The organism is Hallella colorans, assembly GCF_003096815.1.
Taxonomy (GTDB): Bacteria; Bacteroidota; Bacteroidia; order Bacteroidales; family Bacteroidaceae; genus Prevotella; species Prevotella colorans.
The window spans coordinates 1-19,393 of sequence record NZ_QENY01000016.1 but is presented as its reverse complement, the minus strand read 5'-3'; the positions used below and the strand labels follow the sequence as shown (position 1 = coordinate 19,393).

The 19,393-nt window shown below is 47.3% G+C and carries 17 protein-coding genes; 4 read left to right on the top strand and 13 right to left on the bottom strand.

What is annotated here, in order from left to right; genetic code table 11:
- Positions 1-182: 182 nt before the first annotated feature.
- Complete coding sequence (locus C7379_RS08580) at positions 183-470, top strand: HU family DNA-binding protein (RefSeq protein ID WP_473234644.1); 288 nt, start codon at positions 183-185, stop codon at positions 468-470.
- Between the two features lie 83 nt (positions 471-553).
- Here the strand turns inward: C7379_RS08580 and C7379_RS08575 are convergent, their stop codons facing one another.
- From C7379_RS08575 to xerA, 11 genes are all read right to left on the bottom strand, one after another.
- On the bottom strand, positions 554-1,363 hold the full coding sequence (locus C7379_RS08575; protein ID WP_116616945.1) for a gluconate 5-dehydrogenase: 810 nt from the start codon (positions 1,361-1,363) through the stop codon (positions 554-556).
- Positions 1,364-1,419: 56 nt separating this feature from the next.
- A complete protein-coding gene (locus C7379_RS08570) occupies positions 1,420-1,620 on the bottom strand; it encodes a hypothetical protein (protein WP_116616944.1) in 201 nt (66 codons plus the stop codon).
- A gap of 394 nt (positions 1,621-2,014) precedes the next feature.
- Positions 2,015-2,386, bottom strand: coding sequence for a desulfoferrodoxin family protein (locus tag C7379_RS08565; RefSeq protein WP_116616943.1), 372 nt, complete (start codon positions 2,384-2,386; stop codon positions 2,015-2,017).
- A gap of 1,174 nt (positions 2,387-3,560) precedes the next feature.
- Positions 3,561-4,859: a tyrosine--tRNA ligase gene (tyrS, locus tag C7379_RS08550; protein WP_116616941.1), complete on the bottom strand. Its 1,299-nt coding sequence runs from the start codon at positions 4,857-4,859 to the stop codon at positions 3,561-3,563.
- Between the two features lie 89 nt (positions 4,860-4,948).
- Positions 4,949-5,203, bottom strand: a complete 255-nt coding sequence (gene yidD / locus C7379_RS08545; protein ID WP_116616940.1) for a membrane protein insertion efficiency factor YidD — start codon at positions 5,201-5,203, stop codon at positions 4,949-4,951.
- A complete protein-coding gene (gene rnpA, locus C7379_RS08540; RefSeq protein WP_116616939.1) occupies positions 5,200-5,628 on the bottom strand; it encodes a ribonuclease P protein component in 429 nt (142 codons plus the stop codon). The genes yidD and rnpA overlap by 4 nt, the downstream gene beginning before the upstream one ends.
- 12 nt (positions 5,629-5,640) lie before the next feature.
- Positions 5,641-6,393, bottom strand: coding sequence for a uroporphyrinogen-III synthase (locus C7379_RS08535; RefSeq protein ID WP_116616938.1), 753 nt, complete (start codon positions 6,391-6,393; stop codon positions 5,641-5,643).
- Positions 6,394-6,401: 8 nt separating this feature from the next.
- Complete coding sequence (locus C7379_RS08530) at positions 6,402-7,430, bottom strand: DUF4271 domain-containing protein (RefSeq protein ID WP_116616937.1); 1,029 nt, start codon at positions 7,428-7,430, stop codon at positions 6,402-6,404.
- Positions 7,431-7,506: 76 nt separating this feature from the next.
- Positions 7,507-8,796 (bottom strand): methionine adenosyltransferase, encoded by a 1,290-nt coding sequence (gene metK / locus C7379_RS08525; protein ID WP_116616988.1) that lies wholly within the window; start codon positions 8,794-8,796, stop codon positions 7,507-7,509.
- Positions 8,797-9,071: 275 nt separating this feature from the next.
- Complete coding sequence (locus tag C7379_RS08520; RefSeq protein WP_116616936.1) at positions 9,072-11,891, bottom strand: M16 family metallopeptidase; 2,820 nt, start codon at positions 11,889-11,891, stop codon at positions 9,072-9,074.
- 210 nt (positions 11,892-12,101) lie between these two features.
- Positions 12,102-13,028: a site-specific tyrosine recombinase/integron integrase gene (gene xerA / locus C7379_RS08515; RefSeq protein ID WP_116616935.1), complete on the bottom strand. Its 927-nt coding sequence runs from the start codon at positions 13,026-13,028 to the stop codon at positions 12,102-12,104.
- A gap of 185 nt (positions 13,029-13,213) precedes the next feature.
- On the opposite strand from xerA, the gene aroQ reads away from it, so the two are divergent.
- Both aroQ and C7379_RS08505 read left to right on the top strand, forming a co-directional pair.
- A complete protein-coding gene (gene aroQ, locus C7379_RS08510; protein ID WP_116616934.1) occupies positions 13,214-13,636 on the top strand; it encodes a type II 3-dehydroquinate dehydratase in 423 nt (140 codons plus the stop codon).
- A 119-nt stretch (positions 13,637-13,755) separates the two neighbouring features.
- Complete coding sequence (locus C7379_RS08505; RefSeq protein WP_116616933.1) at positions 13,756-14,427, top strand: O-methyltransferase; 672 nt, start codon at positions 13,756-13,758, stop codon at positions 14,425-14,427.
- A 129-nt stretch (positions 14,428-14,556) separates the two neighbouring features.
- Here C7379_RS08505 and C7379_RS08500 read toward each other — a convergent pair whose 3' ends face one another.
- Positions 14,557-16,449 (bottom strand): heavy metal translocating P-type ATPase, encoded by a 1,893-nt coding sequence (locus C7379_RS08500; protein WP_116616932.1) that lies wholly within the window; start codon positions 16,447-16,449, stop codon positions 14,557-14,559.
- Positions 16,450-16,784: 335 nt separating this feature from the next.
- Between C7379_RS08500 and C7379_RS08495 the strand changes: the two genes are divergently transcribed.
- Entirely contained in the window at positions 16,785-17,819 is a 1,035-nt protein-coding gene (locus tag C7379_RS08495; protein WP_116616931.1) for a YeiH family protein, read from the top strand.
- 873 nt (positions 17,820-18,692) lie between these two features.
- Here C7379_RS08495 and C7379_RS08485 read toward each other — a convergent pair.
- On the bottom strand, positions 18,693-19,238 hold the full coding sequence (locus C7379_RS08485; protein ID WP_116616929.1) for an outer membrane protein: 546 nt from the start codon (positions 19,236-19,238) through the stop codon (positions 18,693-18,695).
- Positions 19,239-19,393: the final 155 nt, after the last annotated feature.

Here is a 19,393-nt window from a genome sequence, read left to right as displayed (position 1 = left end):
CTAAATCGTTTACAATTGATGCAAAATTACAAAAAAACTCCGTTAGTTTATCATAAAGCAAGCTATTTACGGCATTTTTTAAGTTTGTGTATAACTTTTCTATCTTTTTTTTTTGAATTGTGAAATGAATAGCCTATATTTGCGAGTAAATAACAAATTATCCTACGATTATATCCATTTTAATAACAAATATTATGAACAAGTCAGAATTAGTTAAAAAGATTGCTGATGCTGCTGGTTTGACCGCTGCAGACGCAAAAAAAGCCCTTGATGCCACAACATGTGCAATCAAAGAAGCCTTGGTAGCTGGAGAAAAAGTACAGCTTGTAGGTTTTGGTACTTTTGCCACCAAAGAGCGCCCCGCACGTCAAGGTGTCAATCCTGCTAACGGTAAAAAGATTCAAATCGCTGCCAAGACAGTCGTTAAGTTCAACGCAGGTTCTGAATTTGAAGAGGCTGTAAACAAATAATGTAAATTTATTTTGCAGTTATAAAAAAAGGTCTACGCCATGCGTAAACCTTTTTTTTATGGGTTGTCATGAGATCTTTCTCATCATTTTGGCTGCTTGCCTATATAGGCCAAGATACCCCCATCCACATAGAGCACGTGTCCATTCACGGCATCAGAGGCTTTAGAGGCCAAGAAAACTGCGGGGCCACCAAGCTCAGCTGGGTCAAGCCAACGACCCGCTGGGGTCTTTGCGCAGATGAAACTATCAAATGGGTGACGGCTGCCATCAGCCTGACGCTCGCGCAGCGGAGCCGTCTGCGGTGTGGCGATGTAACCCGGGCCAATGCCATTGCACTGTATGTTGTACTCGCCATACTCTGAGCAGATGTTGCGCGTGAGCATCTTCAATCCACCCTTCGCTGCCGCGTAAGCCGATACCGTCTCACGTCCCAGCTCGCTCATCATCGAGCAAATGTTGATGATTTTACCCTCCTTGCGCTCCATCATCTCTGGCAGCACGGCAGAAGAGACAATGAATGGGCCCACCAAGTCTATGTCTATCACTTGCTGAAACTCCTCGCGCTTCATCTCGTGCATGGGTATACGCTTGATAATTCCGGCGTTGTTCACCAGAATGTCTATGTTACCTACCTCCTTGTGAATGCGCTCCACGAGTGCCTTCACGTCATTTTCCTTGGTCACATCGCACACATAGCCGGTCACGTTGGCTATGCCTGCCTCTTTGTATGAGGCCATGCCTCGATCCACGAGGTCCTGGTTAATGTCGTTAAAGATAATGTGGTCAATGCCGGCGGCCGCAAAAGCCTTGGCGATGTTGAAACCAATACCATAAGAAGCGCCCGTGATCCAAGCGTTCTTACCTTTCAGTGAGAAAATGTTTAAGTTGTCCATTTTTATTATTTATTAAGGGGATTAATATAGTTTTGCAAATTGTAATCTCAAGTTTGTTATCCCGAAAAATTCTTTGTCGCCATAGTCGACGCTCTCCTCGCCCTTTGGCTAAACGAACGTATAGTAGCGGCGTCCGCCACGCCGTGTACGCTCCATTCGGCCTCGGGCCCCGCGTTGAGCACGCCCATTTCCCCAAAGCGCGCGAAACGACCGGTTTTCAGCGTGTCAATGCGATCTAATGGCAGCGGATATCCCATGGATACGGCGTCTCAAACAATCATGCGGTGGTATATCGAGTACACCATGTTCATCTCGTTTTGCGCAGAAAGTAGTTCTATCAGAGAGTCTTGGCATAGTCTTTTAGTATCATAGTGCTTCGTGTCAGCGAGATTTGCCGCGTAGCGAAGATATAGTTTGTTATCATAAAGTGTTTGCCTTCGTCACTTTGCAAAGTTAACGATTTATTTATGATAAAGACTATTTATATTGTAAAACTTTCTTTCAGCATGCGATTGTTATGATTAATGAATGTTAATTATAAAAATCTTTCACACCTATCTCACGTATATGACACATAAAAAAACCGCTCAGGGCTATGTGGCTCGAGCGGCTTATGGTGTAAACATTATACCACCGTGTTTTGCAAGTGGCTTAAAGATCGGCTTTCCACACGCCATGCAGGTTGCAATACTCACGCGCGCAAACCTTTTTAGCGTCTGTCTTAAACTCGGCCACAGGTTTGTCGTTGGGGGTGAGATATTTGCGCAACACCTCAGTTTCTGTCATCAGCTCTATCCACTGTATATAGTGTTCCTCAGTCATGGGATGCTCCACCGAGCCTACCGTTACACGATAACCACCTTCGATAGCCTCTATAACAGGCACATGCTTCTCTTTGGCTGCGTCTACAGTGTTTTCGGTCATTGCTTTCCAGTCACCATCAAGGTTTAGTTCGCCAGCAACCATCACCTCAACCATACTACCGGTTTTGGTATTCTTGTAAATGTCGTTTCTTTTTGCCATAGTGTTTAAATTTTCATAATGTTATATTGCAAAAATAGTTTTTATTTCTCATTTACGCAAACTATTCGTGATAATAAATTATATTAAAATGAAATATTTGTAATTTTTGTAATATTGATGGGGTATCATGTTTTATGTGGCATTATAACGAGGTTGGAATGTTAGGTGAGCACCTTACAAAATATACCATGATTACAAGTGCATCTATGCCCATACAGAGGCCTTACAAGCAAAAAGCCGCAATAAGCATTGATACTTATTGCGGCTTTAGAGTTGTCCTACGCGGATTCGAACCACGACTGAGAGAACCAAAAACTCTAGTGCTACCATTACACCATAGGACAATCGCATAGATAGTGCTGTCTACTTCAGCGGTGCAAAGGTAGTGTTTTTTTGGCCTATAACCAAATTTTTAATCAAAATCTTTTCTTGCCACGCTTGTAAATTTTCATTATGGCGCATATTGAGCAACGATTCGTCACATCTGTATCATGGAGTGAATGGCACCAAGTGGTCTTGTGCGCCAGTTCTGATCAAACTGGCATACCAGACTCGAAATGCCATTGAGCCTTGCTCGAGAACGGTGGTACGAAATAGAGACAATGATACGAAAAACTTTAAAAATTAAATTTAAAAGTGCTTGAAAATACAAGACAAACACCCTCTAATCTTTCGCTTATTTGCAAGCGAACGAATGGTTGCGTACAAAAACAAGAAAAATGAGGGTTTTCTGTAAAGCTTTGAAATACAGTATAATAATAAAGAAAATATATTATTTTTAAAAATAAGTTTTCTGAAATGCTCGCCATTGAGTACTATTCACGTCATGATTAGGCCCTACACGCAGCACGTATAGCACGCAAACGGCGCGCGTATAAGCCTTAAACGTAGCCTGAAAAGGTACCAATGGCGTTTCGTGCATGTAAAAAAGGGTGAGCGCTCATGTGTTTTATGCCCGACAATACATTTTTTTTGTGCGGAATGATGAATTTTAGTATCACTTTATTTGTGATTATTTTTTGATAAAAAATGAGAGGTGACGATACTTGGGGAGTGAATGAGATGGCAGCCACCGTGGCTTTGGGGGCAGTTTGGGCAACCATAAAAAAACGACATCCCGCATCGGCGAAAAGCCTTGCGGGACATCGTTTCTGGTATCTCAAATGTGTATGGACTACTTCACGGTGATGAGATAATAGTTTTTCTTGCCGCGCTGCACCAAGAGATACTTGCCGTCTATAAGGTCGTCTGTGGTGACAGGGCGGTCAAAAGCGGTGAGTTTCTCCTTGTTGAGGCTCACGCCACCACCCTTTACAAGTTTGCGCATCTCTCCCTTGCTGGGAAAGATGCTCATGCCGTCGGCACAAAACAGGTCTATAGCCTTGGCGCCAAGTTGCGATTTGTCGACCTCGTAATGAGGTACATCCTTGAACACGTCGTTGAGCGTTGCCTCGTCAAGCCGTGCGAGTTCATCCTTGGTGGCTTTGCCGAAAAGTATGTTCGAGGCAGCAATGGCTATGTCGAGGTCTTCTTTGGAGTGCACCATAGTGGTGACCTCCTCGGCCAGTCGGCGTTGCAACGAGCGGCGGCCAGGGTCTTGGGCGTGCTCCGCGGCGAGGTCGGCGATGGTTTGCCGGTCAAGGTCTGTGAATATCTTGATGTAGCGCTCGGCGTCTTGGTCCGACACGTTAAGCCAGAACTGGTAAAAGGTGTAGGGCGTGGTGCGATCGCGGTCCAACCATACGTTGCCGCTCTCTGTCTTGCCAAACTTTTTGCCGTCGGCCTTAGTGATGAGCGGGCAGGTCAGGGCGTAGGCTTGGGCTTCGTTGCCAAGCGTGCGGCGTATAAGCTCCGTGCCGGTGGTCATGTTGCCCCATTGGTCATTGCCGCCAAGCTGAAGCCGCACGCCATTGTGCTGGTACAGATGCAAGAAATCGTAACCTTGAAGTAACTGATAGGTAAACTCGGTGAAGCTCAAGCCGTCGCGAGCCGTACCGTTGAGGCGCTGCTGCACACTCTCCTTGGCCATCATGTAGTTTACAGTGATATGTTTTCCCACGGTGCGGGCGAAGTCGAGAAAAGTGAAATCCTTCATCCAGTCGTAGTTGTTCACCAACTCGGCCTTGTTGGGCTCACAGCCGTCAAAATCCAAAAATTTGGCGCACTGCCTCTTGATGGCCTCTTGGTTGTGGTAGAGCGTTTCCGAGTCGAGCAGATTTCGCTCTTGGCTTTTGCCAGATGGGTCGCCTATCATTCCCGTGGCTCCTCCCACCAGCAGGTAGGGCTTGTGGCCGCAGCGTTGCAAGTGGCGTAGCATCATGATGCCGCAAAGGTGGCCGATATGGAGCGAGTCGGCCGTGGGGTCAGTGCCTAAATAAGCCGAAACCATGTTCTCCATGAGATACTCCTCTGTACCTGGCATGATTTGGGCCAACATGCCGCGCCATTTCAGTTCTTCGACAAAGTTTTTCATATGCGTTGTTCTTGTTGTTTGGGTTATTTCCGGCCGATATAATGATTTGACCGGATGTATTGAAAATGTTGGGGTGGCTTTTGGACAACTTACGGAACGGGGTCGTATCCACTTCCACCCCAAGGGTTGCATCTAAGTATTCTCCATATCGCCAGCGCCAGCCCTTTGATAGGTCCATGCTTGAGAAGAGCCTGTCGGGCATACTCTGAGCATGTAGGCGTGAAGCGGCACGATGGTGGTGTATAGGGCGTGATGAACTTTTGATAGAAGACTATGGGCTGAACCAATAACCAAGCCAAAACGCGCCCAATGGCGTGAAGCATCTTTTGAGCGGCATCTTTCATAGGGCTTCCTCCCCCGATAGACGCTCGTTGACTCGATTTAAAAGGTTGATGACAGTGGCCTCCACGCGGCTACTGTTATAAAGACTGTCTGATAGCCATATAAAAGCCATGGCCACATTGTGGTGCGCAACGATGACTTTGTTTTTGCGGTAAGCCTCGCGCACTTGCCGTTTCACCCTGTTGCGATTTACGGCACGTTTAAAACATCGCTTGGGCACGCTGATCAGAAATTGGGCCTTGACGCTCATGGTCGCCTCCTTATCGTGGCGCGGTTGCCGATCGAAATCGTTCGGCAGGGGCATATAAATCACCCTAAGGGGAAAAGCCAGCATGGACTGGCTCTTGCCTCCCTGGAAGAGGGCGTCTATAGTCTTCTTGCTATATATACGTTCCTCCTTGCGAAGTGTGGAGGGTAGTGATGGCATTGAAATGGGTAACTACTTTTTGTTTTGTTTGTCCAGGAAATCTGACAATGCGCTAATCATCGAGGGATACTCCTTGGTGCCCGCCACCAATGACGGTTTGAGACCGGCTTTTTCAATGGCTTTGGCTGTAGCGGGACCAAAAGCGCCTAACTTAAGTTTGCCTTGCTTGACGTTGGGAAACGACTTGGTGAGATAGTCCACTCCCGTGGGAGTGGAGAATATGAGCATATCACAATCAAAATTGTCCACCTCTTCTTGCGTGAACGCATCGCTTACGGTGCGGTACATTACGCACTCGGTATGCTCGAGACCCTTAGAATCGAGCAGCGTTTTGACATCATCGTTGTGCACACTACTCAGAGGGACTAAGTATTTCTCGGTCTTGTGTTTCAACATGGCAGGGATAAGATCGTCTATCTTGCCGGTGGTGCCATAGAAAACCTTACGCTTACGGTACTGTACATATTTCTGGATATAAAGCGAAATAGTCTCTGTCACACAGAAATATCTCATATCCTCGGGGATGGTGATGCGAAGCTCCTTGGCAAGTTTAAAAAAATTGTCTATAGCATGGCGCGATGTGAAGACAACAGCTGTGTGCGAAAGAATACTCACTTTTTGCTGACGAAACTCCTTGGCAGAAAGTCCCTCGACTCTGATAAAAGGGCGAAACACAAATTGTATGTCGTGTTTTTTTTCGAGTTCATAATAAGGAGATTTCTTATTCGCAGGCTTAGGCTGCGATATCATGATCTTCTTTATCATCTTTTGTATTAAAAATTTACTTTAAAATAATAGTCCATGAACACGAGTACTGCCCACAGTATGCCAAGTGGCATGATTTCAAGGGCACAAAAGTACAAAAAACTTTGCATAAAATCGGCGTTTTTTTTGAAAAAGATATTAAAGATCTTATACAATGATAGCACTTTGGCCAAAATGATAACAAAAATGGTGTAAACAACCGTGCTTTCTATAGAAAAATTGAAATAGGCCAAGAGCATGACAACAGGGAAAAGTGCTATGCCCTCAAAGGCTATAAGGAAGAGGTGCGACTTGGTCCATTGTTCATTTTTTTTCTTATCAAAAAACACCCATCCCGTTAGTGTATAAAGCAAGTTTTTCACGATGAAATAGGTGGCGATAATACCTGTATAGATACCTATAACAAGATAATGGGGCAATGTTGATACGCCATTAGTCAATGTCTTGGTATAGAAAAAAAAGATAAGGGCAAGCAGCAAACATGCTTGTAGAACAAGAAACAGTTGAAAGCGCCATTCGTTGCCAGTCTCGGTGATAACAGTGGTGCCCTCTCGTTGGATACGGAAGAAGTTTTTAAACTGACGCTGTATGAAATGTCCGGACTCGGCTATAGACACTGCTGTTAAAATGAAACACCCCAACAGGATGGATGTGATGAGGTTGTCATTAGCAATATTGTAAGGCACAGGGTCGCCAGAAACCCCCTGATGATACACCGCATACTCTGGGCGATAGATGGAGTCGGGCTGCACAAGTGACTTGTTGTGGTACATGGGCTTGCGCAACGAGAAGCCCGATACGGCGTCGGCACGTGTCTGTGGCGTGCGCATGGAGTTGGGACGCTTGGTCCAATCAATCTTCTGAAATTGGTAATGCGCCCTAATGGCAGAGTCTTGTTGCCATGGAGTGGCCGTGCGTGGAAGCCAACTGATAATCTCTCGAGGGGTGTGATAGCCACCATAAACGTGCGCGGAAACTTGGTTTGCCGTTTCCTGCGGGGCGGTTTGTGCTGTGGAGAGAGTATCTTGTTGGGTCATGGATATTGAAAAAAGATGGTTGCCGCAGGGCGGCAACCTATGATACTATTGCGGATAGTATGAGATTAGGCGAGCCTTAAAGGTTGAAAGCTTGCCTGATTCGATCTATTTGGTCGAGCTTTTCCCATGTGAAAAGTTCCACGTCGATAGTTTTTGTGTCGTGGTAAAGACTGCTGAAAGTCTTTTTCACGACCTCGTTGCGACGGCCTACATGTCCGTAGGCGGCTGTCTCGAAGTACATGGGTTGGCGCAGTTTGAGCTCACGCTCAATGGCTTTGGGGCGCAAGTCGAAAAGCTGTTGTATTTTTTTGGCTATATCTGCGTCAGAAATGCCGACATGTCCGCGGCCGTAAGTGTTGACATAAACGCTCACTGGCTCAGCCACGCCGATAGCGTAGGCCAACTGCACCAACATCTCGTCGGCCACGCCAGCGGCCACCATGTTCTTGGCAATGTGTCGCGCCGCGTAGGCAGCGCTACGGTCCACCTTGCTCGAATCTTTGCCCGAGAAAGCGCCACCACCATGCGCTCCACGACCGCCGTAAGTGTCGACGATAATCTTGCGACCCGTAAGGCCGGTATCTCCGTGGGGGCCACCAATAACAAATTTGCCTGTGGGATTGACCAAATATTCTATGTCGCCATTGAAGAGCTTGCGCATTTTGTCTCCCGCCTCAGCTTTTACGCGTGGCATGAGGACATTGATGACATCTTCACGAATTTTTGATAGCATGGCCTCGTCGGCCTTGAGCTGCGCCTCCCGGGTGTCGTTTTCTGGCACTACGAATGGGTCATGCTGCGTGGATACAACGATGGTACGAATACGCAAAGGCTCGTTGTTGTCGCCGTACTCAATGGTTACTTGGCTCTTGGAGTCGGGGCGCAGGTAGGTCATCTGCTTGCCCTCCTTGCGAATTTGCGCCAATGTTTGCATAATGAGATGCGCAAGGTCGAGCGTAGCGGGCATGTAATTGTCGGTCTCGTTACTGGCATAGCCGAACATCATACCTTGGTCGCCGGCTCCTTGTTGGTCTTCTTCCTCGCGTGAGACACCGCGGTCTATGTCGTCGCTCTGCTCGTGGATGGCCGTCAGGATGCCGCAGGAGTTATAGTCAAATTGGTATTCTCCCTTGCTGTAGCCTATATGCTTGATGGCTCGGCGTGCCACGGTCTGAAGATCGATGTAAGCTTCCGAGCGCACCTCTCCCATAATGACCACTTGTCCAGTGGTGACGAAAGTCTCGACAGCGCAATGCGCCATGTCGTCGTAGGCTAAAAACTGGTCGAGAATGGCATCTGATATTTGGTCCGAAACCTTGTCTGGATGCCCCTCAGACACTGATTCTGATGAAAATAAATATGACATAAATACAATGATTAAAATGTGGTCAGCCTGCATGCCGTGCCCATACAATGTTGATTTATATTCTGAGGGGAAGCGCGACCGTATGCAGCCGGCCGCTTACTTGATGGTGCAAAGTTACGAAGAAAATGAGTATGGGCAAAGAAAAAGGCAATAGTTTTTGCCGTATGACAGCTTTTAGGATATGCCAAATCCCCGTTTTGCCAATGCGGAAAAACGGGGATTTAAGTTGTGTGCCACTATTAGTAAATAGTGATGGTGATTGGCATGACGCTCTTTTATTCTTGTGGGAGCATCACAACGCTCACTTTGTTGGCATCTTTAAGATATTCTTTTATAAACGTGGAGATACTCTCTGGGGTGAGAGCCTGAACGATACGCTTGTAATTGGTATGGTCGTCAAGGTTCATCATATAGTTGTCCAACACGAGATTACTCCAATAAGCGTTGGTCTTGGCATTGTCGTCCACCTGCTTGAGCATGAATTCTTTGGTCTTGGCGAGCATCTCGGCGTCGCACGATTTGGCCAAGTTGTTTATCTCCTCATTGATGATTCTAAGCGCCTCGTCTTTTTTCTCGGGTTTCATAGGGCAGTAAGCCAAGATTTGTCCGATATGGTATCCGTCGTCCGCCACGGTCAACTTGCCTTGCGCACCACATGTATAGGCGGCGCTTGCCTCCTCTCTAATCTTCTTGAGATACACCATGGAGAGCACCTGTCCGGCCACGTCGGCCTTGATAGCGTTGTCCAAAGAGTAAGGCATCTTGTGGTTGAACCATATCACTAAGGAATTAGCCTTGGGTGTTTCCATTTTGCGATGGAACGTGTTGTCCACGCTCTTGGTCGTCGGTATGGAAGCGCGTGGGCTGGCTTCGTTCTTGCCATTAGATGGCAGGGAGCCAAGATATTGGCAGATGAGGGGGCGAATGGTGGACGCGTCAAAGTTTCCTACGATTTCGAATATCCATCCGTTGGCGTTGGCTGTGCGCTCCTTGGCCATGGCGAGTATGCGGTCGTAGTTCACGTCCTTGATGTCTTTGGCCAAGAAAGGAGCTTCGCGCCATCCGCGATTATATATAGCGGCTGAGATGGAGTCGCCGAAAGCGGTCTCAGGAGAGAGCTCCCTATTTTTCAACGCCACGTTGTATTGCTGGATGAGTTTGTTGTAAGCGTCTTGATCTTTCTTGATGTTAGTGAAATAGAGGTGTGTCAATTGCAGCATCGTTTCCACATCCTTGGGCGTGGAGTTGCCGTTGATGACAGTGCGGCGGTTGCCCATGGAGAGCGACGCATTGGCTATTTTTCCGGCCAAAGCCTTGATGAGTTGGGTGTTGGAGAAGTTGCCTAATCCGCAAATATCAATCACCTCGTCGAATGCTTTCATGTTGGCGAAATCGGCTTTTCCGTACAACGACTGTCCGCCGCCACCTATACCGTGCATGACAACTTGGTCTTTCTTGTAGTCAGTCTTCTTCAACAGCACGGTCACACCATTGTTGAGCTTGATAATATCATAATCGAACAATTTGCTCTTCTCTTCCTTAACAATTTTTCCCGGTGTAGGCAACGTGGTCATAAGAGGCTCGTTTTTCACGTTGTCCACGTAAGCCTCAAGCTTGGCTTGGCGAGCTTCGTTCACAGCGCCAAGTAGCTGAGCCTCGGTAGGATAGACATTACCTGCTTTTTCATTGTTAAAGTTTAAGATGACCAAGTTGCTATCGTTTTCAGTCACAAGCTCTGGCAACACTTGGTTGATCACTTCCAATGGTATGGCCGGAATGACCTGTTTCATGGTTTGATATTTGAAATCGATACCGGGCATAGGCTCATTGGTAAGGAAGTATCCCAATATTTTGCTGTAAAATTCGCTGTTATAGCGCTTGTCTTTATTAGAATATTCCTTGTCGAGCGAGCTTAACATGATTGTTTGGAAACGTTTGTACTCCGTGGGAGTGAAACCGAATTTAGCAGCTTGTCTCACCACTTTGAAAGCCTCTCTGAGCGAGGCAGCGCACTGGCTAATATCCTTGGGCGATACGCTCAGGCCAAACGCGTCTTTTGTTTTGGAGAAAATATAAGTGTCGTCGTCTGCGCTTGCGCTCACGAAGGGGCAGTTGGCCTTTTGCGAAGCCTCTACGAAGCGGATGTTAAGCATGCCAAACGCCGCGCTCTTGACATAGTTCCACACCATGTAATCGACGCTTTGCTTCATGCTGTCGGGGAACACGTCGTGCTTGATCATCAACTCAATGACACTGCTTCTAAACTCCTTGTCTTTGTCGATGATGACAATAGGCTTGTCGTTATCGGGAACTTTCTCGTCTACGATAGGCATTGGGTTTTGTGGCACTTTGATACTTCCGAATAGCCGTTTAATCTCCGCTTCCACACGGTCCACGTCCACGTCTCCCACCACGATGATACCTTGGTTCAAAGGGTGATACCATTTGTGATAATAGTCCACGAGCTCTTGGCGTTTGAAGTTGTCCACCACAGACATCAGTCCGATAGGGAATCGGAGCCCGTACTTGGACCCGGGATATAGTTTGGGCAAGTTGCGCTCCAGCATGCGGCTGTTGGCCGACGTGCGCAGGCGCCATTCCTCGTGTATCACGCCACGCTCCTTGTCTATCTCTTCTTGCTCCAACGACAACCCGCAAGACCAGTCGCGCAGGATGAGCAAGCAAGAGTCGATGGTGCTTGGTTGCTTCGTGGGCACGTTGTCAATATTGTACACCGTTTGGTCTATGCTGGTATATGCGTTCAGGTCGCCGCCAAACTCGATGCCTTTCGAGCGGCACCATTCAATGAGGTTATTGCCTTTGAAATTGTCTGACCCGTTAAAAGCCATGTGCTCCAAGAAGTGAGCCAGTCCTCGCTGGCTTTCCTCTTCCTGTATAGAACCCACCTTTTGGGCTATATAAAAGTTGGCCCGGTGCTCCGGCCAGTTGTTGTAACGGATAAAATAGGTCAATCCGTTGTCGAGTTTACCCATTCTGACATTCTTGTCTACGGGAAGGCCCATGCCTGGAACTTGTGCATTGGCACCTGCTGTAACAAGCAGCAGCAATGCGATGACAATGTTTTTGATTTTCATATAAGCGTTGATTTATTATTAAATAATTCGTATAATATTTCCACAAAGATAGTTTATTTGGAGCATTTAACAATGATTATCACCGTTAATGTTGTGAAAAAGTAGGCCGTGTATTTATTATTAATAGGTGTGTGCGCATACAGACTATGTTAACCCAAGCGCAAACAGTAGCTTTTGCTCCTCTTTTCTGTCGTTTCCATGCCATATACATCACTTGTGATTTTCAGTTTCATACTTGATGTTGCGTGGGTGATGCTCGAGTATCTCTCGCCGTAGGATCGAATCGTCAAGATGTGTGTAAATCTCGGTGGTGCCGATATCGGCGTGCCCTAACAGCGCTTGTATGATACGCAAGTCCGCCCCTCCGCGCAGCAATGCAGTGGCAAACGAGTGTCGGAGTGTGTGCGGCGATATGTTTTTTTTAATGCCTGCCGCCTCCGCTTGGCGTTTAATCATAATCAAGATCATGGTACGGGTGAGGTGATGACCTCTTCTATTGAGAAAGACGTAATCTTCTTCGCCGGGCTTGATGGACATTTGCCGACGGTCGTCAAACCACAGTTCCAGCTCGTGGATAGCTTTATCAGAGATAGGCACCAACCGCTCCTTGTCACCCTTGCCCAATACGCGTATGTATTTTTCTTCCAAATAGAGATCGGAGAGTTTCAGGTTAGTGAGTTCCGACACGCGTAGCCCGCACGAGAACAGTGTCTCGATAATAGCCCTATTGCGGTGTCCCTCGTTGGTGGAGAGGTCTATTCCATCTTCCAAAGCGTCCACCTCATCGGTGGTCAGATACTCTGGCAAATGCTTGGGTAAGTGTGGCGACTCTAACAGTTCGGTAGGGTCCACCTCCAAATAGCCGTCCATAACAAGGAAACGGTAGAAAGACCGCACTCCGCTAAGTATGCGAGCCTGTGACTTCGCGCCGATGTTATGGTCGTGCAAAGATGCGGCGAAGGTCTGCAAATCTTCCAATTTCACTTCCAATGGAGCAATATTGAGTCTTGAAAGAAAAAATGATAGATGGGCAAGGTCTCGCAGATAGGCCTCGATGGTGTTTTCCGAGTAGCTGCGTTGCAGTTTCAGATAACGCGTGTAGCGTTTGATGATATTTGAAAATTCTGATTTCTCCATGTCATGAACGGCACTTTGGGCGACTATCCAAGAATTATTTATTAGAATGCTTTGCATAGTCTTTGTTTTGCATTATCTTTGCATCACATAGACCACGCCCAACCAATTTACACATTATTTATTAATAAAGCTCCGCAAATCTTTACTTGCAAATTTACGTTAAAACGACCAAACGTCCAAGAAAAATGAAGAAGATATTGATAATGAACGGTCCCAACCTCAACCTTTTGGGTATTCGTGAGCCAGGCGTTTATGGCTCAACCTCGTTTGACGACTATCTGCCCAAGCTGCGCGCTCAATATCCCGCAATAGCCATCGAGTATTATCAGAGCAATATCGAGGGATGCCTCATTGACAAATTGCAGGAAGTGGGCTTCAGCTACGATGGCGTAGCGCTCAACGCCGGGGCATACACGCACACGTCAGTGGCTTTGCTGGATTGTATTCGCTCTATCAAGACGCCCGTTGTCGAGGTACACATTTCCAACGTGCACCAACGTGAGGAGTTTCGTCATCGGTCCATGATAGCGGCCAGTTGCAAAGGTGTGATATGTGGCTTTGGGCTCGACTCTTATCGTTTGGCCATAGAGGCACTTCTCAATTCATAATTCACTATTTTCAATTCCAATTGGCTGCGCCGTGAGATATTGCGTCGCGTTGTCGCGGCTGTGGGCACATGCCACGAAGTGAAGAGCGCAATGCTTACAAAAAAAATTGATTTTGAATAATGGATATTGAATTAGAAAAATATATTCTCAACCATATCGAGCCGGAGGGCGACTACCTGTACCGCCTCTATCGAGCCACTAACATTCATACTATCCACGGCAGAATGGCCAGTGGGCACCTGCAAGGTCGACTGCTCAAGATGTTGGTGATGATGCAAAGGCCACGCTATGTGCTCGAGGTGGGTACCTTCTCGGGTTATTCAGCCATTTGCATGGCCGAGGGGTTGAGTGAGATAGCACCTATCATGGGTGCACGAGGCGACAACGGTGGCGCGCCCAAGCTTTTCACTTTTGAGATAAACGATGAGATGGAAGATTTCACCCGCCCTTGGATTGAAGGCTCCTCAGTGGCACGTTTCATCGATTTCCGCATTGGCGACGCCCTTGTGGAGGCACCACGCTTAGGAGTGCTTTTCGACATGGTTTTTGTAGATGGAGACAAACGCCATTATGTAGAGGCTTACGACAAGCTGCTACCAATTATGTCAAAAGGTGCCATTATGCTGGCCGACAACACCTTGTGGGATGGCCATGTAGTGGACAATGCCTATTCTAAAGACCAACAAACACAAGGCGTCTGCCACTTCAACGATTATGTGAGACAGGACAGTCGGGTGGAGGTCACAATCCTGCCCATACGAGATGGGCTAACCATTATACGCAAAAAATAAGCGAACCAATATGCCTTTATATATCCGTGCATATTGGTTCGTTTAGAGAAGTTTTTTACACTACGTTGGCTTGCGCCGCAACAAAAGTTGCCATAGCCAACCCGTAGCTCTGCTTATTTGAGGCTATCCTTATGCCCGCAAAGCCCTCATGGCATTGAGCACGGCCAGCACCATTACGCCCACGTCGCCAAATACAGCCACGGGCATGGCCCAAGCGCCCAACAATCCGATGGCTACCAACGCCAATATCAATACCTTTACACCAATGGCAAACCACGCGTTTTGCCGCGCTATACCAATAGTATGCCTTGCTATACGAATGGCTTGTGCCAACTTGGATGGCTTGTCGTCCATGAGCACCACGTCGGCCGCCTCTATCGCGGCGTCGCTTCCGAGCGCTCCCATTGCCACGCCTACGTCGGCGAGTGCCAAGGCCGGTGCGTCATTGATGCCATCTCCGACAAAAGCGAGGCGCTCCCGAGATGTTCCGGCGTTCAGCAACTGTTTAACATGAGCCACCTTGTCGTCTGGCAGAAGGCCACAATATGCCTCATCCACGCCAGTCTTGTCGGCCACAAACCGTCCCACTTCTTCACGATCTCCCGTCAGCATCACTGTCTTGCTTACGCCGATCTTCCTCAATTGGTCGATAGCCTCTATGGCATCGTTTTTTATTTGGTCAGAGATGACTATGTGCCCGGCGTATTTTCCATCCACCGCCACATGCACTACCGTGCCCACTATCGACTCGCATTTGTCGCAATGAGTAGGCTGCGCTCCAACCTCTGCCATCATTTTTTCGTTGCCCACGCACACATTTTTTCCATTTACCACGGCTTTCACGCCATGCCCTGCTATCTCCTCCACCATCTCTATGGAGCAGTTATCATGCTCGTTGGGATAAGCCTCGCGTAGCGCGGCGGCGATGGGGTGCGTGGAATGGCGCTCCACGTGGGCCGCCAAATGTAACAGCTCTGTATCATTCAGGAGCCCTGGGTGCACGGCATCCACGGCAAACACGCCCTTGGTCAGCGTGCCCGTCTTGTCGAATACCACGGTCTTGGTCTTCGAGAGCGTGTCCATGTAGCCACCGCCCTTGATCAGGATGCCCTTAGCGGAGGCACCACCGATACCGGCGAAAAACGTCAGAGGCACCGATATGACCAACGCGCACGGGCAGCTCACCACCAAGAACGTCAGCGCTCGGTAGAGCCAAGTGGGGAAAGCCTCGCTGTAGCCATTGGCAAAAAAAGGTGGCACGATGGCGATGGCCAATGCCAAGAACACCACGATAGGCGTGTACACGCGCGCGAAACGCGTGATAAAAGTCTCGCTTCTCGACTTGTTGGCGGACGAATCCTCTACCAGTCGGATAATCCTCGCCGCTGTTGACTCCTCGTAGGGTTTGCTAACCTTGACCTTGAGCAAGCCAGATAGGTTAACGCAGCCAGACAGCGCTGTGTCGCCCACGCTCACGTCACGTGGCGCGCTCTCGCCCGTGAGTGCCACCGTGTTGAGGCTTGACGTGCCGTCTACTACCACACCGTCCAATGGTATTTTCTCTCCAGGCCTTACCAATACAATCTCGCCCACGTTCACATCATTGGGTTTCATGGCGATAGTCTCCCCCTCGCGCACCACCGTGGCCGTGTCGGGGCGAATGTCCATCAAACTTGTAATGGAGTCGCGACTTTTATCTTCAGCGAAGTCCTCGAACAGTTCGCCCACTTGAAAAAACAGCATCACGAACACCGCCTCGACAAACTGAGGCTCCGCGCCTGGCAAGAAGCCTATGCACAAAGCACCGATAGTGGCCACCGACATGAGAAAATTCTCGTCAAACGGGTCGCCATCCATAATGCCCTCCACGGCCTCAAACAGCACACCACCGCCCACGAGCAGGTATGGCACCAAATAAATAGCCAACTGTGCGACCATTGGCATCTCCACGTTCTCCGTCAACAAATAAGCTGCCAAAAGCAGAATTGCTGAGGCAATCAGTCTTAATAATTTTTTATTCATAGTCTTGAAATTTTATATCTTATGGCTCGCGTCACACATGTATGTGATTGTATTCATGGCAAAGTTATAAAAGAAGTGTTGCAACCCAGTTGCAAAGTTGCGTTGCGCCATTTTTATTCCTTTAAGCAAGACTATTTTCATGTATCTGCACAAAAGAACGAAACATTATATACAAACACCTAATATTCAACTATTTCATGTGTATTTAATGCTTTTTCGCATTGATTTTTATATTGTCATTATTGTAAATGTATTAAAAATTTCTTCTATTATTATCCCCCAATTTATCTGTTTTTCACTACTTTTGCACGTAGTTTTTATATAAAAAAGATACAATGAGATTATCAGAAGAAAGAGGCAGCATGCTTCATGGCGTGCTACTGATGGCACTATTCGCATGTGCCGCATTTTACATTGGCGAGATGAGCTGGGTCAAAGCCTTGTCGTTGAGCCCTATGGTGGTGGGTATTATCCTCGGTATGATATACGCGAACAGCCTTCGCAACAATCTGCCCGACACATGGGTGCCAGGTATAGTGTTCAGCTCGAAACGTATTCTGCGTTTCGGTATTATCTTGTACGGTTTCAAACTTTCCTTTCAAGATGTCATGGCCGTGGGCATTCCGGCCATCGTGATAGATGCCATCGTTGTGGTGAGCACCATTCTTATAGGCATCGTTTTGGGCAAAATCTTAAAGATGGACCGTAGTATCGCTTTGCTCACGGCATCGGGCAGTGCCATTTGCGGAGCCGCAGCCGTTATGGGCGTGGACGGAGCCATCAAGCCCAAACCCTATAAAACAGCCGTGGCGGTGGCCACGGTAGTAATCTTTGGTACGTTATCAATGTTTCTCTACCCCGTGCTATACCGTGCAGGTATCTTTGATTTAGACCCTGGCCAAATGGGCATCTTCACCGGTGCTACAGTTCACGAGGTGGCGCACGTTGTCGGAGCCGGTAACGCTATGGGGGCCGACGTGAGCGACTCGGCCATCATCGTCAAGATGATTCGTGTGATGATGCTTGTGCCTGTGCTATTGGTCATCGCTTTTTTCGTGGCCAAAGATGTGGCTAAACGTGGAGAAAGCCAAGGGAAAAGCAAAATAAACATACCATGGTTTGCCGTGCTATTCTTGGTGGTGATAGCGTTCAACTCTCTGAATTTGCTGCCTACGTGTGTGGTAGACATGATTAACACGTTGGACACTTTCCTGCTAACAATGGCTATGACGGCATTGGGCGCAGAGACAAATTTTGAGAAATTCAAGAAGGCAGGCTTCAAACCATTCCTACTTGCGGCAATGCTCTATGTGTGGTTGATAGGAGGCGGCTATTGCATGGCCAAATATTTAGTGCCGTTGATGATGTAATTTCATTTCACAACTCACAATTTTCAGTTCACATTTGATGAGTACATGTCATCGTGTTTAGGCTGTGACATTACATGCCAACCACTTTGGAGCGTAGCTTTCCAACTGGTTGGCATTTGTTTTTTAGGGATATGATTGTCTAATAAAAGTCACAAAAAAAGCGCCTTATGCACTGGTTGTTCTACAGAGAAAAAAGAGGCTGTACTTGCGTTTTTTCTCTTTTGCATCACGATTTTCAAACTTGTTTTTTACCATTGCTATCTATTGGCGGTGTGATTAGGCCGTATAGGCTGTGCGTTTAGGTTGCGGATGCGTTAGGATTAGACTTTAATCGCATGATGAATAAGTACTGAACGCAAGCCCTTAAAGAGAATTATTTTAAGGGAAAGAGGCAAAAAGAGCCTAAAAACATGATTATCAGCGTGTTGTTAAAAAGGCTCATATTTCGCGTATTTGCGCGCGATGGTTCTGTTGGTTGTGAATAGGCGAGATATGAGCGATGTTTTGTCAGATATTTTCAATGTTTATATTGAGCCGTTTCTATAAAAGTACGTATCACCAACAGTGTGTTATGGAGGCTTCCGTCAAGTTCTTTTAAGTACAGCTTTATCTGTTGTTCACTTGCCCGAAAGACGTTTGTAGCTTGTTTCATGCAGGTTGTCGTGTTCGCGATTTTGGAGGGGCAAGCTTGGTTTGTCTATGCCAATGGTCTATGTGTTTGCTGTAATATTTGGCACGCGATACGTGCATGGTGTCTTTATCGCGCGCTTGCGCAACTGCTTGCGAGGCCGTTTGGTATCAAAAGTGTACAACAAAAAATCCCGAACGCAGATGGTTCGGGATTTCGTTATGATGGATAGTAAATACGAGTCTTTAGAAAGCGTAAGCGATGCCAGCTGAAAGCACGGCTTGATTGTAGTTGCTGACAATTTGGAACTTAACTTCGGCGTTGAGCAGCAGTGATTCGGTGAGAGCGTATTGGATGCCACCACCAAGGTTCACGCCAAACTTTCCATCGCTTGATGAGCCTACTTGGGGGAGCGATTTGTTAACATCTTGTCCTGTGATGTCAGATATTGCACTGCCAAGTTCCTTGGCAAAACTTTTGTTGTCAATACTTACACGCATGTAGGTAAGACCTGCCAAGGGATATATCTTGGCGTTGTTGCCAATATTGAAAAGATAGTGAGCGTCGGCGTTCACATCCCATACGGTGGTGTAATTTTTCTTTAAGAAATAGTTGAACGAGGCTTGGCCTTGAATAGCGTCGGTGAAACCGTAAGAAGCTTTTGCTCCCACACCAAGACTTTTCACGTCTGTGGGATACAACACCTGTGCGCCTACGGCAAACTTACCCTCTTGTGCGTTAGCGGCAATACTAAACAATGTCACTACAGCGGCTAAAATAAACTTTTTCATACTAAGCAATTTTTATTAATAATGAATAAACTGAGATCTTTAATTATATTGAAAAAATTTTATTGCTGTCCGGTAAAACTCAAAAGAGCATAAATATCCTCCCCGAAGCCCAGTAAAATTGGACTTCGGGGTTTATTTTTTCAAAAGTAAGCCCC

What these genes read in the sequence shown, in the direction of transcription:
- C7379_RS08575 (WP_116616945.1), bottom strand. Translation starts at nt 1,363, where the DNA reads ATGGACAACTTAAACATTTTCTCACTGAAAGGTAAGAACGCTTGGATC.
- C7379_RS08570 (WP_116616944.1), bottom strand. Translation starts at nt 1,620, where the DNA reads ATGGGATATCCGCTGCCATTAGATCGCATTGACACGCTGAAAACCGGT.
- C7379_RS08565 (WP_116616943.1), bottom strand. Translation starts at nt 2,386, where the DNA reads ATGGCAAAAAGAAACGACATTTACAAGAATACCAAAACCGGTAGTATG.
- tyrS (WP_116616941.1), bottom strand. Translation starts at nt 4,859, where the DNA reads ATGAAAAACTTTGTCGAAGAACTGAAATGGCGCGGCATGTTGGCCCAA.
- yidD (WP_116616940.1), bottom strand. Translation starts at nt 5,203, where the DNA reads ATGAAAGATGCCGCTCAAAAGATGCTTCACGCCATTGGGCGCGTTTTG.
- rnpA (WP_116616939.1), bottom strand. Translation starts at nt 5,628, where the DNA reads ATGCCATCACTACCCTCCACACTTCGCAAGGAGGAACGTATATATAGC.
- C7379_RS08535 (WP_116616938.1), bottom strand. Translation starts at nt 6,393, where the DNA reads ATGATAAAGAAGATCATGATATCGCAGCCTAAGCCTGCGAATAAGAAA.
- C7379_RS08530 (WP_116616937.1), bottom strand. Translation starts at nt 7,430, where the DNA reads ATGACCCAACAAGATACTCTCTCCACAGCACAAACCGCCCCGCAGGAA.
- metK (WP_116616988.1), bottom strand. Translation starts at nt 8,796, where the DNA reads ATGTCATATTTATTTTCATCAGAATCAGTGTCTGAGGGGCATCCAGAC.
- C7379_RS08520 (WP_116616936.1), bottom strand. Translation starts at nt 11,891, where the DNA reads ATGAAAATCAAAAACATTGTCATCGCATTGCTGCTGCTTGTTACAGCA.
- xerA (WP_116616935.1), bottom strand. Translation starts at nt 13,028, where the DNA reads ATGGAGAAATCAGAATTTTCAAATATCATCAAACGCTACACGCGTTAT.
- aroQ (WP_116616934.1), top strand. Translation starts at nt 13,214, where the DNA reads ATGAAGAAGATATTGATAATGAACGGTCCCAACCTCAACCTTTTGGGT.
- C7379_RS08505 (WP_116616933.1), top strand. Translation starts at nt 13,756, where the DNA reads ATGGATATTGAATTAGAAAAATATATTCTCAACCATATCGAGCCGGAG.
- C7379_RS08500 (WP_116616932.1), bottom strand. Translation starts at nt 16,449, where the DNA reads ATGAATAAAAAATTATTAAGACTGATTGCCTCAGCAATTCTGCTTTTG.
- C7379_RS08495 (WP_116616931.1), top strand. Translation starts at nt 16,785, where the DNA reads ATGAGATTATCAGAAGAAAGAGGCAGCATGCTTCATGGCGTGCTACTG.
- C7379_RS08485 (WP_116616929.1), bottom strand. Translation starts at nt 19,238, where the DNA reads ATGAAAAAGTTTATTTTAGCCGCTGTAGTGACATTGTTTAGTATTGCC.